An 18374-nucleotide genomic window follows, 5' to 3' on the forward strand; every position below is an offset into this window, starting at 1 on the left:
CCAAGTTGGAAACGCGAACGCTTCGGTATTCAAAGCCTCGTCAATAAAAGACCAAATCCAAGCGCTATCCAGCATAAGGCAAGGCTGAGGCATATGTTGCCCGCAGCCAGGGCAAATGTGTTCTTGCGCCGCAACTCCAGCGATTGATAAGCAAAGCTTGAAAAGGTTGTGAAGCCACCGCAGAATCCGAAAATAAGGTGTTTTTGTTCCTCGCTTATCTCAGTCACCCCGCCGAGATACCCGATCCAGAGACCCAGAATGAAGCTTCCTGCAACATTTACGATCAACGTCGCAAAAGGCAAATCGTGATTGATTTTCAAAGCCACCCAATGGCGCAGGACCGCACCTAGACCTCCGCCTAAACCAAACATTATATGCTGGTAAAATTCGCTCAACACCCGGACCTCGTGTTGAAAACGCGGCGACCTATTGCTTCGCCCCCGACAGCGGCAATCAGGCCACATGCGATTTCAAGTACGGCAGCCATTACGGCGTACCAGGGGTTTATTGCGGCCAACATGTCTAAGTCTGCGACAAAAGAGGAAAAGGTAGATAACCCGCCGCAAAACCCGACAGCGCCAAAGTGCAGGACATGGGCATGTACGCGGTGCCTTATGGAATATAGACAGCCCAAGACAAAACAGGCCGCAATATTAATCCCGAAGGTTGTCGTTAGGATCCGAATGCCTGGGATCTCTATAGAAAAAGCCTCTCGAAACAATGACCCTGCTGCGCCACCCACGAAAACAGCCAAAAACATCCACGCTGTGGCTGAAACCTTCGGGTGGGTAGATTTTTGGGCCAATGGTTTCGTCCGTTTCAAGCGTTTGAGTTGGATACCGTGTGACTAAAGTAGGATCAACTATGAGCCGACCTGAAGCCCTGCCCTCAAAAGCACGGTCAAAATACATACACTGATACAAATGCTTGCAATCAAATGCCAAATGCCCCCACGATTTGATCGAACCGCCATCTGATTTGGAGAGCTAGGATGATCGTCCGCAGACTATTTTATTTTCTCAGTTATGTGTGTCTGCCGCTGACGGTTGTTTGGGGACTCTTTTGGCCTCCTGCGCATTGGTTGTTGATATTCTTGGTGCCATATTCAGTGATCGGGCTTTATGACGTTCTGACCACCAAGCACAATGTGCTCAACAACTATCCGGTTCTAGGTCACTTCCGATATATGTTGGAGTTCGTCAGCCCCGAGATACGTCAGTATTTCGTTGAGACCAACGAAAGTGGCCGACCTTTTAATCGTATCATTCGTGGGTTGGTCTATGCGCGTGCCAAGGGGCAGGTGGATACGCAGGCGTTTGGTACGCAATACGATATCCTCACCGTTGGGTATCACCGCGCCAACCACTCGCTCGCGCCCAAACATGTGGATGAAAGCGAAAAGCGAGTCTTGCTGGGTGGCCCCCAGTGCAGCCAGCCCTACAACGCCTCGCGATTGAATGTATCTGCCATGAGTTTTGGTGCCTTGAGCGCAAACGCGATCAGAGCTTTGAATGGTGGCGCTAAGGATGGTGGATTCGCCCATAATACTGGTGAAGGTGGGTTGTCTCCGCACCATTTGGCCGAGGGCGGAGACATCATATGGCAGATTGGAACCGGTTACTTTGGGTGTCGGACGGCCGATGGCGGTTTTGACAAGGACAAATTTGCCGAAAAAGCCGGCACAGAAGTTGTCAAGGCGATTGAAATCAAGCTGTCGCAAGGGGCCAAGCCATCTCATGGCGGTGTGCTGCCTGCCGCGAAAGTTGATGAAGAAATCGCTCAAATCCGGGGTGTGCCGGTGCATCAGGACGTTATTTCTCCGCCGGTGCACTCTGCGTTTGAGGGGCCAACAGGTCTGATGCATTTCGTGCAGCATCTGCGCGAAATATCAGGTGGTAAGCCGGTCGGGTTTAAACTGTGTATTGGACGTCCGTCTGAGTTCATGGCGATCTGCAAGGCGATGCTTGCAACAGGGATTGTGCCGGACTTCATCACCATTGACGGTGCCGAAGGTGGCACCGGCGCAGCCCCGGTCGAATTTACCAATCGACTGGGGATGCCTCTGAACGAGGCTCTGATCTTCGTCAACAATTGCCTGCGCGGTGTAGGGTCGCGGGATCAGATCAGGATCATTTGCTCGGGCAAAGTGGCGACGGGATATGACATGATCGAGAAATTCGCGTTGGGTGCCGATATGTGCAACTCGGCCCGGGCGATGATGTTCGCGATAGGTTGCATTCAGGCCTTGCACTGCAACACAAACAGATGCCCGTCCGGCGTGGCGACCCAAGACCCGATCAGGGGGAGAGCGGTGAACGTACCGCAAAAACGCAAGCGTGTTCAACGCTACCATGACGCGACTGTGGAAAGCTTTGTAGAAATCCTTGGGGCTATGGGCAAAGAAACCACCGCCGAGTTGCACCCATCAGATATCCGGCGCCGTACCGCGGATGAGCGTGAGAATTCCTATGCTGATCTATATACGCTGGTGGATTCCGGTGCTTTCCTTTCAGGTTCCATTCCGAATGAGTATGCGGCTGATTGGGAACAAGCCACATCCGAACATTTCTGATTTTTTTACGAATGCCGCCAAGGATTGACCTTTCAGATGCGTCTTACTCATCGTGATGCGCATGGAAACGTCGGATGAAGACTTGGCTCAAGCCGCGATTGAAGGGGACGCTAAAGCGTTTGCTACCCTTCTGGAGCGTCACTACGATCGAATTTTCCGTCTGGCCTATCGATTGACCGGCCGCGAGGAACAGGCCGAGGATATTACTCAGGATATCTGTGCCAGTTTGCCGTCCAAGATTGCCGGGTTTCAAGCGCGGTCGAAATTTACCACTTGGTTGTATCGCGTTGTGGTGAACGCCGTCGAGGACACACGCCGCAGGCAGGCGACGCGCAGCAGAGCCGCGCTTGGGTGGGGCGACGTTGAGCAGTTGCGCCGCGCCGAAGCAGCCGAGGTAGCGGAAGCCGTCGAGTGGCTGCAAACAGCGATGCGGTTGTTGCCCCCCGACTTGCAGGAGACGCTGGCCCTGACCCTTGAAGATGAGATGACGCATGCGCAGGCGGGTGAAGTATTGGGAGTGTCCGAAGGTACCGTGTCATGGCGTCTTGCTGAAATTCGAAAGCGTCTACGTGCAATGCGACAAGAGGAGTTGGCGCAATGACCGATGATCTTGAGCAGTTGAAGAAAGTAATGGACGTCTCGACCCCGGGACCAGACGCAACCCGTCGAGCTGCCAATATGAAACTGGCGCAAAAAAACTTTGCGGCGCTCCAAGGATCGTCCGCCCAGGACCGTCCCACTGTCAGGCGAGGTCCGTTGGCCCGCGTGACAAAAGGAGCGAAATCCATGTTGAATGCCCTCTCACACCGTGGTCTGCTGACAGCCACGACAGCTGTTGCAGCCGTTGCTTTGATTGTGGTCCTGCCGCAGACACGTGGCTATGTGCCGAACCCGACGTCTTGGGAACAAGTCCAATCCGATGCCCAACAAAATGTGGTGGCAGATGCTGAAGATGCTCTCGGTAACAGTGAGCCAGGGTTTGAAGCCCCAGTGTTGGCCGAACTCGCCGCCCCATTGTCTGAGCCGAGAAACCAGCGGGCTACACGCCAGAAATCCGTCGTAGACGGTAATGCCCTGACTGCGGATGAGGGCGGCAGCACGCCATCTGAGCTGTCGCGCCTGCATGGCTTGTCCCTCGAGAGGGATACTGAGGCGTTTGCCACTGCCGAAACAAACCCGCTGAAAATTACAGCAGACGATCCCGTGTCCACATTTTCGATCGACGTCGATACGGCCTCATATTCAATCGTTCGGTCGTCGTTGCTGAATGGCAAAATGCCCCCGCGTGATGCGGTGCGTATTGAGGAAATGATAAACTACTTCCCCTACGCCTATCCTCTGCCCGAGGGTCAGGCGCCTTTCCGACCTTCGATCACTGTAAGCCCAAGCCCTTGGAACGATGGGACTCAGCTTGTCCATGTCGCAATTCAAGGTACGACGCCAGTGGTCGAGGAACGCCCGCCGCTTAACCTTGTCTTTCTGATCGATACGTCGGGTTCGATGCAGGACGCCAATAAACTGCCGCTGCTCAAGAAGTCCTTCCGCTTAATGCTGGCTGAGTTGCGGCCCGAGGATCAGGTGTCCATCGTCACCTATGCAGGCAGCGCTGGACAAGTTCTGGAACCGACATTTGCCTCTGATCAAGGTAAGATCCTAGCTGCCCTTCAGCGCCTTGAAGCCGGTGGTTCGACTGCAGGGCAGGCCGGCTTACAGCAAGCATATGAAGTGGCGGAAACTATGTCTGCTGAAGGTGAGGTTACCCGAGTCCTTTTGGCGACGGATGGTGACTTCAATGTTGGGATGGCTGATCCCGAAGCGCTGCGGGACTTTATTGCTCGCAAGCGAGACAGCGGAACATATCTCAGCGTTCTGGGATTTGGGCGCGGCAATCTTGACGATGAGGTCATGCAGACGCTGGCTCAGAATGGGAACGGTCAGGCCGCTTACATCGACACCTTAAGCGAGGCGCGTAAAATTCTGGTCGACCAACTGACAGGTGCATTGTTCCCGATCGCAAATGACGTGAAGATTCAGGTCGAGTTCAATCCCGCTCAGATCGCTGAATACCGCCTGATCGGCTATGAAACCCGAAGCCTCCGACGCGAGGACTTTACAAACGACAAAGTCGATGCCGGAGATATTGGGGCAGGGCATTCGGTCACGGCGATATACGAAGTGACACCGGTGGGGTCTGAAGCCATTAGGAACCAACCTCTTCGCTATGCCGACAGCGTGGTGTCCGACGCGTCTGAAGAGATTGGCTACTTGAAGCTGCGCTTCAAAGCACCGGGCTCAGAAGAAAGCCAATTGATCCAGGAACCGATTTTCACAGAGCAGGGCGACGTGACCAAAGATATTGGTTTCTCATATGCCATTGCTGGGTTCGGCCAGTTACTACGCCGAGGTGAATATCTAAATGGTTGGTCTTATGATGAAGCCATCGCACTGGCCAGCACATCCCGTGGCGATGATCCGTTTGGGTATCGTTCAGAAGCTGTGACGCTGATGCGCCTCGCGCAATCGCTTGAACGTTAGTCACAACGGGTGCCGTCCTACGCGGCACCCAACAACCTCTGTCAGAAAGACCTAGGGTTGTTGCTGGCGTGGGTGTGTATTCTCCGAATACTCCATTCGACAGCGTCGCGCATGGTCTTGCCCAATGCGACGTCAAAAGCATTGACCAGATCGGGTGTCTGGTCGCTTTCTGAAATGACATATTCTTGAAACGAGTCCGACGCGATGATCTTATCCTCGAACTCATCGATGATTTTGATATTCATTCTGACTTCGACCCGTACAATTGATGAGCCGTCGGGCTGTGCTACGACGATTCCCTGAAATTCGCGTAGGTCTGGTACTATGACATAGTCCGCGCGCAAACCCACAATGGACCGTCCGACTGCAGCGACTTTTCCGCTGTTTTCATAGCTTTCGACCAGCAGGGATTGAACAATCAAAGGTGCCCGGTCCACCCAACGCGCCCGCGGTAGGTATTGCACCTGAAGCGGTGTAGGTTGCACCGCGATCTGATCCGTATTGACCGCCGCTGTTGCGGTCGGTTCTTCCACTACAATCTGTCGTTGGATTCGCGGCAAGGACGTTGAAAATGTGCTTTTTGGCGTGAGCAAGTAGAGATCGTTCGGTTTAGACGCCTGCGTAAGCGTTCCCAGCCCTGTACAGCCCGAGATGGCCGCAACCGCCAGTAAAGCAAGGAATATCCTGATCATTGGCGAAACTCCGATGCTTGGGTTCCCAGCAAAAAGCGTGCAGGATCGCGTTCAACCTTGTCGACCAACCGATCGAGGCTAACGACAAGCCTTTGGGATTCTTCGATGAAGCGAGTGAATTGGGGCAAGCCAACTCGCATGAAATCAGACAGTTGACGACGGTTCTCCTGAACGATGCCGTCAATCGTGCCTAGCAATTCAGAAGCGGACTTTGAAGCACTGAGAACATCAGCTGATATTTCGTCCAGCCGGTCGGTTACCCGCGTGACCGTGTTCGCCACCTGATTGGCTGCGTTACGAATGTCTGCAACCACCTCTCCCACGTCTTCGTTAATCACTCGGTTCGCCGAGTCAAAGGCACGCTCGGCCGAGGTGAGGGTTCCCTTGGCCGCTTCCATCGCACCTGTGATCGTACCAAGGGTTTTGTTTGCATTCAGGAAAGTCTCGGAAACGGTTGCCAGCGCGACGCTGCCTTCATCGGACAGGCCCGACAAGTTCTCAGCCAAAGACGAAGCTTGCTCAATGAATGGTTTGAGATCCTGTTGGATGACCTGATCCGCTGTTTCAAAAGTAACCTTTGCACTGTCCAAGGCAGCTGCGGCGGATTCGGACGCTGTTTTAACGCTTTTTAAAGTGTCAGTACCAGTTTCCAGCGTTGTTTCCGCTGTGTCGGCCAGATTATCAAGCCGTTTTGAGAAAGCAGAAATCTCACGCGCTGCTCCGCCCAGATCAGACGACAGGCCTTCAAAGTCTGACAGTGTCTTATCTAGGCGACCAGTGGCCGAAGCGACGTTTTCAAGAATATCCGAAACCGCCTGCCGGTTCTTGTCGTCGACGACCTCATTGATGTCTTCTAGCAACGTTATTGCTTTTTCCATCAGCAGCGGAGCGCCTTCGAATAAGGATTGTATCGCGCTGCGTTTGCTTTTGATGAGGCTATCTTGCGGTAGACGCTCGGCTGTGGGCGAACCACCGGCCAGCTCGACATAGCTGACACCTGTTACACCAAGCGATTGTAACTGAGCGATTGTCTCTGTCGTAACCGGGATTTCTGCGTCGACTTCCAGACGAACGCGTACTTTTGAAGGGTCATTTTCATCGAGATTCAGAGAAATCACCTGACCTACCGGCAGGCCATTGTAGCTGACTCCACCAGCAGCGGATAGGCCCGAGACGTTGTCGAACAACACATCATAATAAGCGTATTGCCGCGAGATTTCGAATTTGGCGAGCCACAGAAAGAACCCGAAAGCACCTAGTATGCCCGCAAGGGTGAAGGCGCCGATCAGGATATAATTCGCTCGGGTTTCCATGGTTCTACCTGCTTTGCCCTTTCTCTTGCGCTGCGCGCGCCCGAGGGCCGGTGAAATATTCTTGCACCCAAGGATGATCGACTTTGGTCATTTCTTCAATCGGCCCTTCAACCAAAACGCGTTTTTCCGCGAGAACGGCAATACGGTCACAAATGGCATACAGGCTGTCCAGATCGTGCGTGACCATGAATACAGTTAATCCCAGCGCATTTTGCAGTTCTCCGATCAGATCGTCATAAGCGGCGGCTCCGATCGGGTCCAACCCGGCCGTGGGCTCATCCAAGAAAACGATTTCGGGATCCATTGCCAACGCACGGGCCAGCGCAGCCCGCTTGCGCATCCCGCCCGAAAGTTCCGAAGGAAACTTGCCGCAACTCAGTTGTGGCAAACCAACCAGGCTGATTTTCAAACTGCCAAGAGCGCACATAAGACTTTCACTTATGCCAGTATGTTCGCGCAAAGGAGCAATGACATTCTGCAAAACGGTCAGTGACGAAAACAGCGCCCCATCCTGAAATGCAACGCCCCAGCGCTGTTCAATCCTTCGACGCTCCTGTTCTGGACCGTTCAGCACGTCGACGCCCAGAACTTCGATACTGCCAGCTGCAGGTTTGTTCAGCCCGACAATTGTCCGTAGCAGAACGGACTTACCAGTACCTGACCCGCCGACGATGCCCAGTACCTCACCGCGCCAGACGTCCAGATCAAGGTGCTGGTGGACCACCTGCGGCCCGAACTGGTTGGTCAGGTTACGTACACGGATGACGGCTTCGCGCTGTGTGTCGGCCTGGGTAGTTTTCTGCAGCACGGTTCCATCCATGTCAGACCCCCATGACCGAGAAGAAGATCGAGAACAGCGCGTCCAGTGCAATAACCATAAATATGGATTGGACAACTGATGAAGTTGTTCTTTGCCCGACGCTTTGAGCAGACCCTTTGACCTGCATTGCCTGCCAGCAGGCTATCACCCCAATGACCAGCGCAAAGAAGGGGGCTTTGATCATGCCGATCGCAAATTGCCAAATGCCTGTGTTTTCCTTTAACCGCGTCGCGAACATTCCGGGGCTGACGTCGAGGTCGATCCAGCTCATCAGTCCGCCGCCGATCAGGGCGGAGATATCGGAAATGAAGCCAAGGATCGGCAACATGATCAGCAAGGCGACCACCCGCGGGATGACCAGAACCTCGATTGGGTCCAGGCCCAAGGTGCGCATGGCATCAATCTCTTCCTGCACTTTCATCGAGCCTATGGACGCCGTGAAAGCCGAACCGGACCTACCTGCCACAATAATAGCCGTCAGAAGGATGCCCAATTCCCGCAAAACCGAGATCGAGATCAGTTCGACTACGAAAATCTCGGCGCCGAACTGTTTCAACTGGGTTGCACCTTGGAATGCCAAAACGACGCCAATCAGAAAACCCATCAAGGCAACGATCGGAATGGCTTTGAAACCGACCTCTTCCATCTGCGAGACCAGAGCCGCTCGCCGTAGCCTGCGTGGGTTCAGAAGGGTCCGACCTAGTCGGTGCAGCGTCAGGCCAAGAAAGTCCAGCATCGACAGGGTGTCTTTCCACCCGCCCGCCGTCCGCTTGCCGACGCTTTCCACCCAGTCTCCAAAGCTGCGATGGTGAATTTCAGTTACTGGGTCATCGGGGATGCTTTTGAACACAGTCGCAATGAGGTCGGAATAGGCAGGTGACGCACCATGAAGATCAATCTCACCCCCTGCCTTTTGTACCCGGCGCGTCAGATCGGCGACCAGCCATGCGCCGCTTGTATCCATTGCCTTAACGTCTGACAGGTCGACAACGACCTTGTTCCCCGTAGGCGTGAAGGATGTGAATGCGGCTTCTATACTGCTTAGGGTTTGGGTTAGAAGTTCACCCGACACTAGAATGCTGATGCCTTCAGCATCATGGTTCAAATTTACGGTTGGTCGGGTCATGAGCGTATGTGATTTAAAACACGCGTGCGCTGCAACGTATTTTTCGAAAGATTCGGGTAATTCTCTCCTCTCAATAGCGCATGTGTGACAGTTTCAGACGCAGGATTGATCGACCAAGCCGACAAACACGTTTCAAGTCTGATCTTAACTAAGGCCAAGTGTGACGAATCTGTTGCTGCTTGGGCAGAACCCGGACAATGTCCGCATCAAAAGCCAAGCCAGCAGGATCAGAGGAATTGGGATGCAACGCGCCGGGAATGTCCTTTTTATCATTATTGACCAGCTTAGGGCCGATTGTCTGAACGGCGCACTGGCGGGACATGTCGACCTGCCCAACATGCGCGCCTTCATGCAAGAGGCGGTGACGTTCGACAGGCATTTTTCAGTGACCAACCCTTGTGGCCCGTCGCGCGCCTCTATCCTGACCGGGCAATATGCGATGAACCATCGATCCGTGCGAAACGGAACACCTTTGCGCCACGACACTCCGACCATAGCAAGTGAAATGCGAAAGGCTGGCTATTCGCCTTTGTTGTTTGGCTATACCGACACAACGGCCGACCCTAGGATACACGACCCAAATGACCCTGTTCTTCGGTCTTATGAACAACCCATGGCCGGGTTCGAAGAAGTGGTCGAGATGCGACTAGAAGAGTCTTATCCATGGCGGTCGCACTTGATGAAACAGGGCTATTCCTTTGACAGCTATTGGGATGTCCATTCACCGGTCTCTGAATCCGGTGGGCAGCCCAAACTGAATGACCCAGCGTTGTACGCGGCAAAAGACAGTGACACCGCGTTTTTGACGGATGTATTCCTTAATAGTATGGCGCCGTTTGTTGGGCAGAATTGGTTTGCGCATCTCACCTATATCCGCCCGCATCCACCCCTTGTGGCACCTGCCCCCTACAACAACATGTATGACCCGACGTCGCTCCCTCTGCCTGCCGGGCTTGGGGGCGCGAACAGCGAGGCCGAAGTTCATCCGTTCTTTGCACCTACTATGCAAAAACAGACTGCTGCTGATTTCGTCCTGGGTTTTAAGAACGTTGATCCGACGCCTGAGAATATCCAAATTCTGCGGTCCGTTTATCTGGGGTTGGCGACGGAAGTTGATCACCATATCGGACGGGTCGTCCAGTTCCTGAAGGACAGTGGCCAGTATGACGACACTTTGATCATTATCACTGCTGACCACGGAGAGATGCTCGGAGATCGAAACAGCTGGGGTAAAATGACCGTCTATGATGGGGCCTATCACACGCCCCTTATGATCCGGTTGCCTGGCAATCGAGACCAAGCGGGTTCCGTGATTTCTGCTCCGACCGAATCCATCGATGTTACCCCGACTATTCTCGACTGGATTGGGCAATCCATTCCGAATTCGATGGATGGGCGGTCTCTGCTGCCTTTGCTGCGTGGGAACCTGCCCGAGGACTGGCGCAGCTATTCCTTTAGTGAGCTGGACTTTTCGGAACCTTTGAACCCCACGATCTGGCAGCAACAGCTAGGGACTGATCCCAGCGATTCATCCCTTGGAATATTGCGGGATGACCGCTTTACTCTGGTCGAGTTCGCTGCGGACCTGCCTCCCATGCTTTTTGACCACACGGGCCGTGGAGAGCATGAAAACGTGGCGTTCAACCCCGACTACGCACCCGAACTGGCCCGGCTTACGCGCCAAATGTTGCGGCACCGAATGCGCAATATGGACCACACGTTGTCATTATGTGCGATTACATCCGACGGCCCAAAGTCTCGCTCTAGGCATTGATCGAATTCTGCGTGGCCTTGGGCGCTAACGCCTCTACACCTGCGAGATTTCCGATGTTACGGATATAACTCGGGGAGGGTGAAATTGGACATCACCGAAGAACAGATCAAAGCGATGACGTCGGCCGGGTTGAATCTGATTGGTCAGGCGTTGTCGATCTATGACAGTCAGCTGCGACTGGTTGTAAGCAATCGACCGTTTCAGGTGATGTTTGACCTGCCCGATGACCTCGTCAAACCCGGTGCGCTGTTTCGGGATACCATCCACTATCTGGCGACACATGGTGAGTATGGCGATGATGCGGATGCTGACCAGATCGTCGAACGCCGAATCCGACAGGCTTTGACTTTTGAACCCCACTACCTTGAACGCGTTCGAGCCAACGGTCAGGTTATCTCGGTCGAGGGCGCGCCGTTGCCGAAGGGGGGGTGGGTAGCAGTTTATACAGATATCACAAGCACCAAACAGGCTGAGGCCCTGCTGCGCGCCCGTTCGGTAGAACTGTCTGGGCAACTTTTGGACAGGGCCGAGGAACTGTCGGCAGCGAACCGAAAGCTGGCTTCTACAAATTCGGCATTGGAAGAAGCCAAGCGGCAGTTGACCGAAATCGAAGCCCGCACGCGCATGACGACTGAAATGATGCCTGCTCATATAGCGCATTTGGATATTGAAGGAAGATATGACTATTCCAATCGACGTCTGAACTCAGTGATGCCAGGCCGTCCTTCCGATATAATAGGGATTCATATCTCTGAGGCATTGGGTGCTGCGGCGTATGACAAAGTCGAGCCGCACCTTCAGAAAGCGTATGACGGGGAAACATCCGTTTTCGAGTTCACCGAAAACCAGGGTTCGCGACGTATTCGTGTTTCTTTCACGCCAGACAAAGAAGGCGGGGTTTATGTCATGTCAGTTGATATCACCGAAGAAACACAAGCCCGGGTCGCCTTGCAGCAAACGCGCCGTCGGGCCATGGCGGCCCAGATGACCAGCGGCCTTGCCCATGATTTCTCGAACCTCTTGACGATCATTCTTGGAATGCAATCCCGACTGCAAAAGATGGACTTGCCGGAATATGCCCGTGAGTTGGTCACCGCCACGCAGCAGACCGCCCGCCGCGGAGGGCAATTGCTGAACAGAATAGCGGATATGACGGGCAATCGCACTCCTCAACCCAAGGCAACCGATATGCGTGGGTTACTTGAAGACCTGCGCATTCTGGCCTCGCCGTCGTTGCCGCGCGGTGTTGGGCTATCGGTGGTCAATACACTGCCAGACGTCGCCTTGATGCTGGATTCGGGCATGGTGCAGGATGCCCTGCTGAACCTTGTGTTAAATGCGCGCGATGCCTGTGGTGAAACAGGTCAGATTACCATCAGCGCGCATAAGGTGGGTAGCATCTGGGCGGAAATCGCGGTTTCCGATACCGGCCCCGGCTTTTCTCCTGAAGCATTGGACAAAGCACTCAACCCGTTTTTTACCACCAAGGGGAATAAGGGGTCTGGGCTTGGTTTGCCAATGGTTTATGACACGGTCAAACTGGCTGGCGGCGATTTGGATCTGCGCAACACACCGTCTGGCGCCTCTGTGGTGCTGCGTTTGCCGTACAGATCGGCTCCGCCCGTGCAAGAGGGGCTTGTGCTGCTCGTCGAAGACAGCGACGCGCTCAGAAGCCAATTCCGCGACATGCTGGTCGAACTGGGATTTTCCGTGATCGAGGCAACTTCGAAATCCGAGGCTTTGGCTTTGGTTCAAAATTTACAGGACATAGTCTTGGTACTGTCGGATATCCGCTTGGAGGGAGAGGAGACCGGATTGAATCTTTTGGACGACATAAACGCATCGGTGCCCTGCATTCTAATGACTTCGCTGCCTTATTCCGACCCATTGCACAAACAAGCGCTTGTCCGAGCACCAGTTTTACGCAAGCCATTCACCCGCGCTCAACTTTGCGCCCTGATCAGAACCGAGGCCGCCTGATGACCCAACCACTGGTCACGATCGTTGATGACGAACCTGAAATTCGACGGATACTGACCGATGCGTTGGAGGAGGCAGGCTTCCGGACCCAGAGTTTCTCTCGTGCGCGCGAGTTCGAAGCCTCGTTGAAACGTGTTACTCCAGACGTGTGCCTGGTGGATCTTTCATTGCCTGACACAGATGGTCTGGCGCTGGTGCATCGCCTGGCGCTAGAGCAAGGCGCAGCGGTCATAATCATCTCGGGCCGAGCGCAGGTACAGGACCGGGTTACCGGTTTGGAATTGGGTGCTGATGATTATATCACCAAGCCGTTTGATCCTGCCGAAGTTGTCGCGCGTATACGGGCCCGGTTGCGAGCGCCGCGGGTGCGACCAACTCATTCTGATGTGGCGCATTTTAACGGCTGGACTGCCTATTTCGATCGCTACATTCTGGATGATGGAGCAGGGACCGAGACCCCATTCAGCCACGCCGAAGGGGAAGTTTTGCGGCTGTTTCTGGAAAGCCCAAAAAGGTTGATCAGTCGGGCACATATGCAAGAGACTTTGGGCGGTGCCGCAGGGGATAGTTTCGATCGGGCGATGGATGTCAGAATATCCCGACTGCGTACAAAATTGGGTGAAGACCCCAAAAACCCCAGATTAATCAAAACGATCTATGGTGCAGGCTACATTTTTCTGGGAGATGTCGTTTGGCAATAAGCGTGCGGCATTATGAGTTTTTCAGTCCATGGTCGCCAAGTGATTTCAGGTTATTAGTTCGGTTGGCCCGCCTTCAGAACTTCTTTCTATTCCCGCAGAGCTTGCTCTTTGACTTTGACGACGGGTCTTATCAGGTATTCCATCACAGTTTTTCGTCCCGCTAGAATATCGACTTCGGCGATCATGCCAGGAATGATCTCAACTGCCACTCCGTTGGCATCCAGAAAAGACTGTTGGGTTTGGATCTCAACGACAAAAACTTCTTCGTCATTTCGTTCTGACCGCGTTATCGTGTTCGCACCGATCCGGACGATTTCCCCATCCAACGCACCGTATCGCGCGAAGTCATAAGCGGTGATTTTGACCTTCACCGGCTGTCCGGCGTGCAAAAACGCGATATCATCTGGACGCACGTAGGCTTCGACAAGCAAATTGTCCCCGAGTGGAACTAACTCGATCAATTCCTCTCCGCTGCGGGCCAACCCACCAATCGTGGTTCTGTGAATCCGGTTGACCACGCCTCGAACCGGAGATCTAACTTGCGCGCGACTTGCGCGATCCTGCAAAGCCGGCAAAACGGGTTTTAGCGCTGCCAATTCCGCCGTTGTAATAGCAAGATCAGTCAAGGCTGCGGTGTGAAACCGGCTGCGCGTCGCACGAATTCGGTCGTCAATCTCTGCGAGGCCGGTTTGCAGCCTGTTGGTCACCGCTTGCGCACGTGTTCTGCGCCCATGCCACTCGGCTTCATTACGGCGCAGAGTCAACAGCGTCGTGGCGGGTTCCATCCGTTTTTCTACAAGCGGCGTCATGATGGCGCGCTCTTCAGCTAGGATCTTAAGAGTTTCGTCGGCTGTTAACTTGTCTACCAGCCCTTCTTCATACTCCCTTTGTTTCTGCTCCCGTTGACGCTCGAGGATCGCGATCTCAGCGATGAGCTCTGACTGACGACCTTGGTACAAAGCAGTTTCCGATCGGACCACGTCCGGCGCACCTTCCATCAGTTCCTTGGAAAAAAAGAGCTCACGGTCTTCAATTTCGGCCATCAGCCGCTCCGCCCGTGCCATTAATCCAAAAGCGCGCTGTTGTTCCTGACTGAATTGACTATCGATTTGCGTCGTGTCGAACTCCATCAGCAGCGCGCCTTTTTCCACGAATTGACCTTCGTTCACGTGCAGATGCTGGAGCACACCAGTTTCTGTTGCTTCGATCAGCTGGACGTCCGCCAATGGAACCACCCGGCCGTCTACACGTGTTACGTCGTCCAGTTCCGTAAGATAGGCCCACAAACCCGCGCTGATAAGACACGCCAATATGAGCAATAACAGGATCGAGCCCTTAAAAGGTGACCGTCCGCGCATTTCCCGTGCCAATGACGCGAAATCATGATGCTGCGACATTCAGATGCCTCCGCTGAGCAGGGGTGTGGCTAGTTAGGATACTCTTGGGACCATCGGCGCTGACCTGTCCATTTTCGATAACAATGACACGGTCCACTAATGACAGCAGGCTGGTTCTGTGGGTGACGATGACCATCGTAGTATCCGTCGTCGCTTTTTTGAGGCGGTCTATTACTTTCGCTTCAGTTTTGACGTCCATCGCACTGGTCGGCTCATCCAACAACAAAATTGGAGGGCGAGTTACTAGAGCCCTGGCTAGGGCAATAGACTGCCGCTGCCCACCTGATAAACCCTCGCCACGTTCTGACAACATTAAGTCATACCCCCCGGATCGGTTGGCGGTAAAATCTTCTACACCTGCAATTTTACCGGCCTCGATAATGTCCCGGTCGCGAGGCCTGGTGCTGCCACTTGCAATATTGTCCCGTATCGACCCTGAGAAGAGCCAGATATCCTGTAGAACGGTCCCGATGTTTCGACGCAGATCCCCGGGGTCCAACTGGCGAATGTCCACTCCGTCAAGCATCACAGACCCGGATTGGGGCTGGTATAGCCCAAGCAACAGCCGTGTGACTGTGCTTTTCCCCGAGCCGATTGGGCCGAGAATTGCGACTTTTTCTCCGGGTTTGATATCAAAGGAAAGGCCCGACAAAGTAGCGTCCGCCTGCTCTGGATAAGTGAACTCCACGTTTCTGAATGTTATTTGGCCTTGGCATTCAGGTCGACGTATCCACTTTTGACCTTGAGGTCGTTCATTCGTGGCGTTCATCAGTGCGTTAAGGTTCTTAAAGGCACTTCGGGCCTGATTGATCCGTGTAAGTGTCTGGGCCAGTTGCCCAAGCGGCGCCAATGCCCGTCCTGTCAACATAACCGAAGCTATAAGCGCACCCATACTTCCATGACCATCGGCAATTAGAAAAACTCCGTAGAACACGATCAACACTTGGGCCGCTTGTTGCGTGAAACCCGTTAAATTTAGTGCAAATTGCGTAACTGCACGGCTTCTCACGCCGTGGGAAGACTGCCGTTCCAAAGCATCTTCCCAACGGGCACGCATTTGTTGTGCCGCCGCCGTTGTTTTGATGGTTTCCAACCCTGACACAGTTTCGACCAGTACGGATTGCTTGGATTGCCCGTCTGAAAAACTTTGCTCGGCCAGCCGTGACAGAATTGGTTGAGCAATCAGACCCGTCATCAGAACAACCGGCACTGCCAAAGCGGGCACAAGTGCTAAAGGGCCCCCGACCAAGTAAATTACAAATATGAACAAGCCAATGAACGGCAAATCCACTAAGGCGACGAGGGTTGCCGAAGTAAAGAACTCTCGCAGAGTTTCGAATTCCCTAACTGTGCTCGCCATAGCGCCGGTCGAACCGGTACGAGAAGTCATGCGCAGATCAACCAATTGATTGAAAATCCGACGCCCGATGATCAAGTCGGCTTTCTGCCCAGCCTGATCAATGAACCCTGCCCGCAACAACTTTAGGGCGAAGTCGAACAGCAAAGCCAACCCAACGCCTATTGTCAGCGCAATTAGTGACTCCTTGGCTTCGTTAGGTAAAACACGGTCATAGACGACCATGATGAAAACAGAGGTGGACAAACCTAGCAGGTTGGCAATCGAGGCCGCCAGGACAACCTGAAAATAGGACCAACGGTTTGCTGCCATCGCGGACCAGAACCAATGGCCCGCAGTGGGGTTCCCGCTGTTTTTTGTATCTTCGGATTGAGACCGGCGAAATACGATCGCATAACCGGTATAAACATCTTGGAGATTGTTTTCCAAGACTTCACCAATCTCTTCACCCAGACTTGGATCATAAATTAAGACCCTGCCACTGGTCGAGCGCCCATGAAAAACCACGACGCGATCGTCTTCTAAAAACAACAGGGCAGGAGCCAACGTATTGTCGAAACTCGAGAGCGTCCAAGCGCCAAAACCAGCTTGGAGTCCGGCATTTTGCGCAACTTGAATCGCGTGGGGAATGGTTAAGTTCCCCGATACCCCGGACCGTGCAGCCTGCAAACTGGCTACTGAAATCGATCTTTCCAAAGATGAGGCTACGTGAATCAAACACGTTTCCAGATCAGGTAAATCTGTCCTTTTGGTTAGGGAACGCAGGTCGATCATTGATTTGCTCCATGCTCAAACGTCTGGATTCCCAACAGATCAAGGATGTCCCCCGTCAAACTGAGCACCGCATAGTTTGTCAGAAAGAAACTCTGTTCGGCGAGAATTAGCCGTTCCTGTGCGTTGACAAAGTCGCGTTGTGCGTCGAGGATTTCGATCAGGCTGCGCCGTCCTATGGTGAACTGAGCGCGAGCAGCTTTAACGCTGTCAGCATTAACGGTTGCTGCAATCCGAGCTGCCTGTAGTCTTTCCGCTCCCGCCATTTGGTCAGAGCGCACGAATTCTAACTCACGGCGAAGTTGACGAACCAGATCTTCTCTTGCATATTCTGCCTCTTTGACCTGAGCTTCTGCTGAGGCAATCGCCGCTTTTCGTTGGCCTGTGCTGTCAAGTTCGTAGTTGAACGATAGATCAACGCCGAAATTCGCATCATTGTCGTCATCGCGATCCGTGAAGGCCGCTATTTCTATGTCGGGTTGGCGTCTAGCAATCGCCGCTGACTGTTGCGATTTAGCCGCCAGCAAAGAAGCATCAGCGCGGCGAACCTGAGGGCTTTCGGCAATGATCTGTGCATCTGTTTTTGGCACGCTTGGAGCTTCTATCGCTGGTGATAAGGTGCCAGGTTCGTGGCCAAACACTTCATGAAACTGAGCTTCAGCTCGATCTGTGCGGGCTCTGGCATCTGCGAACCGTGTCCGCGCGTCTGCCATGCGGGACTGCGCGGTCAATACATCGGCGCTTGAACCGGCGCCCTGTTCAAAACGCTCTGTAATTTGGCGCGTTATTTCCTCATGGACGCCCACGTTTTCAAGGGAAATTCTTTGAATCTCTCTTTGATTAGTAACTGAGACATATGCCTCAATTGCGGTTAGGGCGATGGCAGCGGCAGTTTGCAGTTGATCGCCGCGACTTTCAAGAACTCGGGCTTTCGCGGCAGTCAATTCTCCGGACGCAGCGCCGCCGTCATATACTAGTTGCGATATCCGAACGAAGGGCGTCACACCTGCAATATCGCTGTCCACGCGTTCGGATCTGGCGTTAATCCCCATTGAAACGCGTGGCAGAAATGCGCCCCGGGCGGAATCGCGATCTGCAATTGCAAGGTCATATCTGCTTGCGCTACGTGCGTTGGAGGGACTATTTTGAACGGCCGAACGTACGAGTTGACCGAACTCACTTTTTGCCAATTCATGTGAAGGCGCGGTTGCGCCAAAGCCGACCGATCCGTGCTCAAAAGACTTTTCAACAAACGCCAAGTCAGGTGCGGAAGCACATCCTGATAAGCAACAAAGAACAAAGAGCAGTTTTGTGATGGGGGTGAATCTGAGATTTG

The 18374-nt window shown here is 53.7% G+C and carries 15 protein-coding genes; 6 read left to right on the forward strand and 9 right to left on the reverse strand.

The features are described 5' to 3' along the window. Nucleotides 1–29: 29 nt before the first annotated feature. The gene (locus tag ACR3EG_RS02135) at nucleotides 30–395 is read right to left on the reverse strand and encodes a fluoride efflux transporter FluC (protein ID WP_480482503.1); all 366 of its coding nucleotides are present in this window, start codon (nucleotides 393–395) and stop codon (nucleotides 30–32) included. Beyond that, complete coding sequence (locus ACR3EG_RS02140; protein ID WP_480482860.1) at nucleotides 392–760, reverse strand: fluoride efflux transporter FluC; 369 nt, start codon at nucleotides 758–760, stop codon at nucleotides 392–394. Before ACR3EG_RS02140 ends, ACR3EG_RS02135 begins: the two co-directional genes overlap by 4 nt. A 336-nt stretch (nucleotides 761–1096) precedes the next feature. Here ACR3EG_RS02140 and ACR3EG_RS02145 point away from each other — a divergent pair, with 336 nt between their 5' ends. From ACR3EG_RS02145 to ACR3EG_RS02155, 3 genes are all read left to right on the forward strand, one after another. Beyond that, nucleotides 1097–2572: an FMN-binding glutamate synthase family protein gene (locus ACR3EG_RS02145; protein ID WP_480482505.1), complete on the forward strand. Its 1476-nt coding sequence runs from the start codon at nucleotides 1097–1099 to the stop codon at nucleotides 2570–2572. Nucleotides 2573–2633: 61 nt separating this feature from the next. Beyond that, nucleotides 2634–3173: an RNA polymerase sigma factor gene (locus ACR3EG_RS02150; RefSeq protein ID WP_480482507.1), complete on the forward strand. Its 540-nt coding sequence runs from the start codon at nucleotides 2634–2636 to the stop codon at nucleotides 3171–3173. Continuing rightward, on the forward strand, nucleotides 3170–5107 hold the full coding sequence (locus tag ACR3EG_RS02155) for a vWA domain-containing protein (protein WP_480482509.1): 1938 nt from the start codon (nucleotides 3170–3172) through the stop codon (nucleotides 5105–5107). Before ACR3EG_RS02150 ends, ACR3EG_RS02155 begins: the two co-directional genes overlap by 4 nt. A 41-nt stretch (nucleotides 5108–5148) precedes the next feature. Here the strand turns inward: ACR3EG_RS02155 and ACR3EG_RS02160 are convergent, their stop codons facing one another. From ACR3EG_RS02160 to ACR3EG_RS02175, 4 genes are read right to left on the reverse strand one after another with little or no spacing between them, the layout of a single operon-like run. Then, entirely contained in the window at nucleotides 5149–5799 is a 651-nt protein-coding gene (locus ACR3EG_RS02160) for an ABC-type transport auxiliary lipoprotein family protein (protein WP_480482511.1), read from the reverse strand. Next, on the reverse strand, nucleotides 5796–7112 hold the full coding sequence (locus ACR3EG_RS02165) for an MlaD family protein (RefSeq protein WP_480482513.1): 1317 nt from the start codon (nucleotides 7110–7112) through the stop codon (nucleotides 5796–5798). Before ACR3EG_RS02165 ends, ACR3EG_RS02160 begins: the two co-directional genes overlap by 4 nt. A gap of 4 nt (nucleotides 7113–7116) precedes the next feature. Continuing rightward, nucleotides 7117–7932 (reverse strand): ABC transporter ATP-binding protein, encoded by an 816-nt coding sequence (locus ACR3EG_RS02170; protein WP_480482515.1) that lies wholly within the window; start codon nucleotides 7930–7932, stop codon nucleotides 7117–7119. A 1-nt stretch (nucleotide 7933) separates the two neighbouring features. Then, complete coding sequence (locus tag ACR3EG_RS02175; protein WP_480482517.1) at nucleotides 7934–9058, reverse strand: MlaE family lipid ABC transporter permease subunit; 1125 nt, start codon at nucleotides 9056–9058, stop codon at nucleotides 7934–7936. A gap of 241 nt (nucleotides 9059–9299) precedes the next feature. Here ACR3EG_RS02175 and ACR3EG_RS02180 point away from each other — a divergent pair, with 241 nt between their 5' ends. From ACR3EG_RS02180 to ACR3EG_RS02190, 3 genes are all read left to right on the forward strand, one after another. After that, complete coding sequence (locus ACR3EG_RS02180) at nucleotides 9300–10832, forward strand: alkaline phosphatase family protein (RefSeq protein ID WP_480482862.1); 1533 nt, start codon at nucleotides 9300–9302, stop codon at nucleotides 10830–10832. A 114-nt stretch (nucleotides 10833–10946) separates the two neighbouring features. Then, entirely contained in the window at nucleotides 10947–12812 is a 1866-nt protein-coding gene (locus ACR3EG_RS02185; protein ID WP_480482864.1) for a PAS-domain containing protein, read from the forward strand. Next, nucleotides 12812–13513 (forward strand): response regulator transcription factor, encoded by a 702-nt coding sequence (locus ACR3EG_RS02190; protein ID WP_209196309.1) that lies wholly within the window; start codon nucleotides 12812–12814, stop codon nucleotides 13511–13513. The genes ACR3EG_RS02185 and ACR3EG_RS02190 overlap by 1 nt, the downstream gene beginning before the upstream one ends. Before the next feature lie 86 nt (nucleotides 13514–13599). On the opposite strand, the gene ACR3EG_RS02195 is transcribed toward ACR3EG_RS02190, so the two are convergent. Genes ACR3EG_RS02195 through ACR3EG_RS02205 form a run of 3 tightly spaced genes read right to left on the reverse strand, consistent with a single transcriptional unit; the run spans nucleotide 13600 to nucleotide 18297 of the window. Further along, nucleotides 13600–14883, reverse strand: a complete 1284-nt coding sequence (locus tag ACR3EG_RS02195; RefSeq protein WP_480482519.1) for an HlyD family type I secretion periplasmic adaptor subunit — start codon at nucleotides 14881–14883, stop codon at nucleotides 13600–13602. Between the two features lie 10 nt (nucleotides 14884–14893). After that, nucleotides 14894–17041 (reverse strand): type I secretion system permease/ATPase, encoded by a 2148-nt coding sequence (locus tag ACR3EG_RS02200; protein WP_480482521.1) that lies wholly within the window; start codon nucleotides 17039–17041, stop codon nucleotides 14894–14896. After that, a complete protein-coding gene (locus ACR3EG_RS02205; protein WP_480482523.1) occupies nucleotides 17038–18297 on the reverse strand; it encodes a TolC family protein in 1260 nt (419 codons plus the stop codon). The genes ACR3EG_RS02200 and ACR3EG_RS02205 overlap by 4 nt, the downstream gene beginning before the upstream one ends. Between the last annotated feature and the right edge of the window lie 77 nt (nucleotides 18298–18374).

This window comes from Ruegeria sp. AM7, from assembly GCF_056535965.1.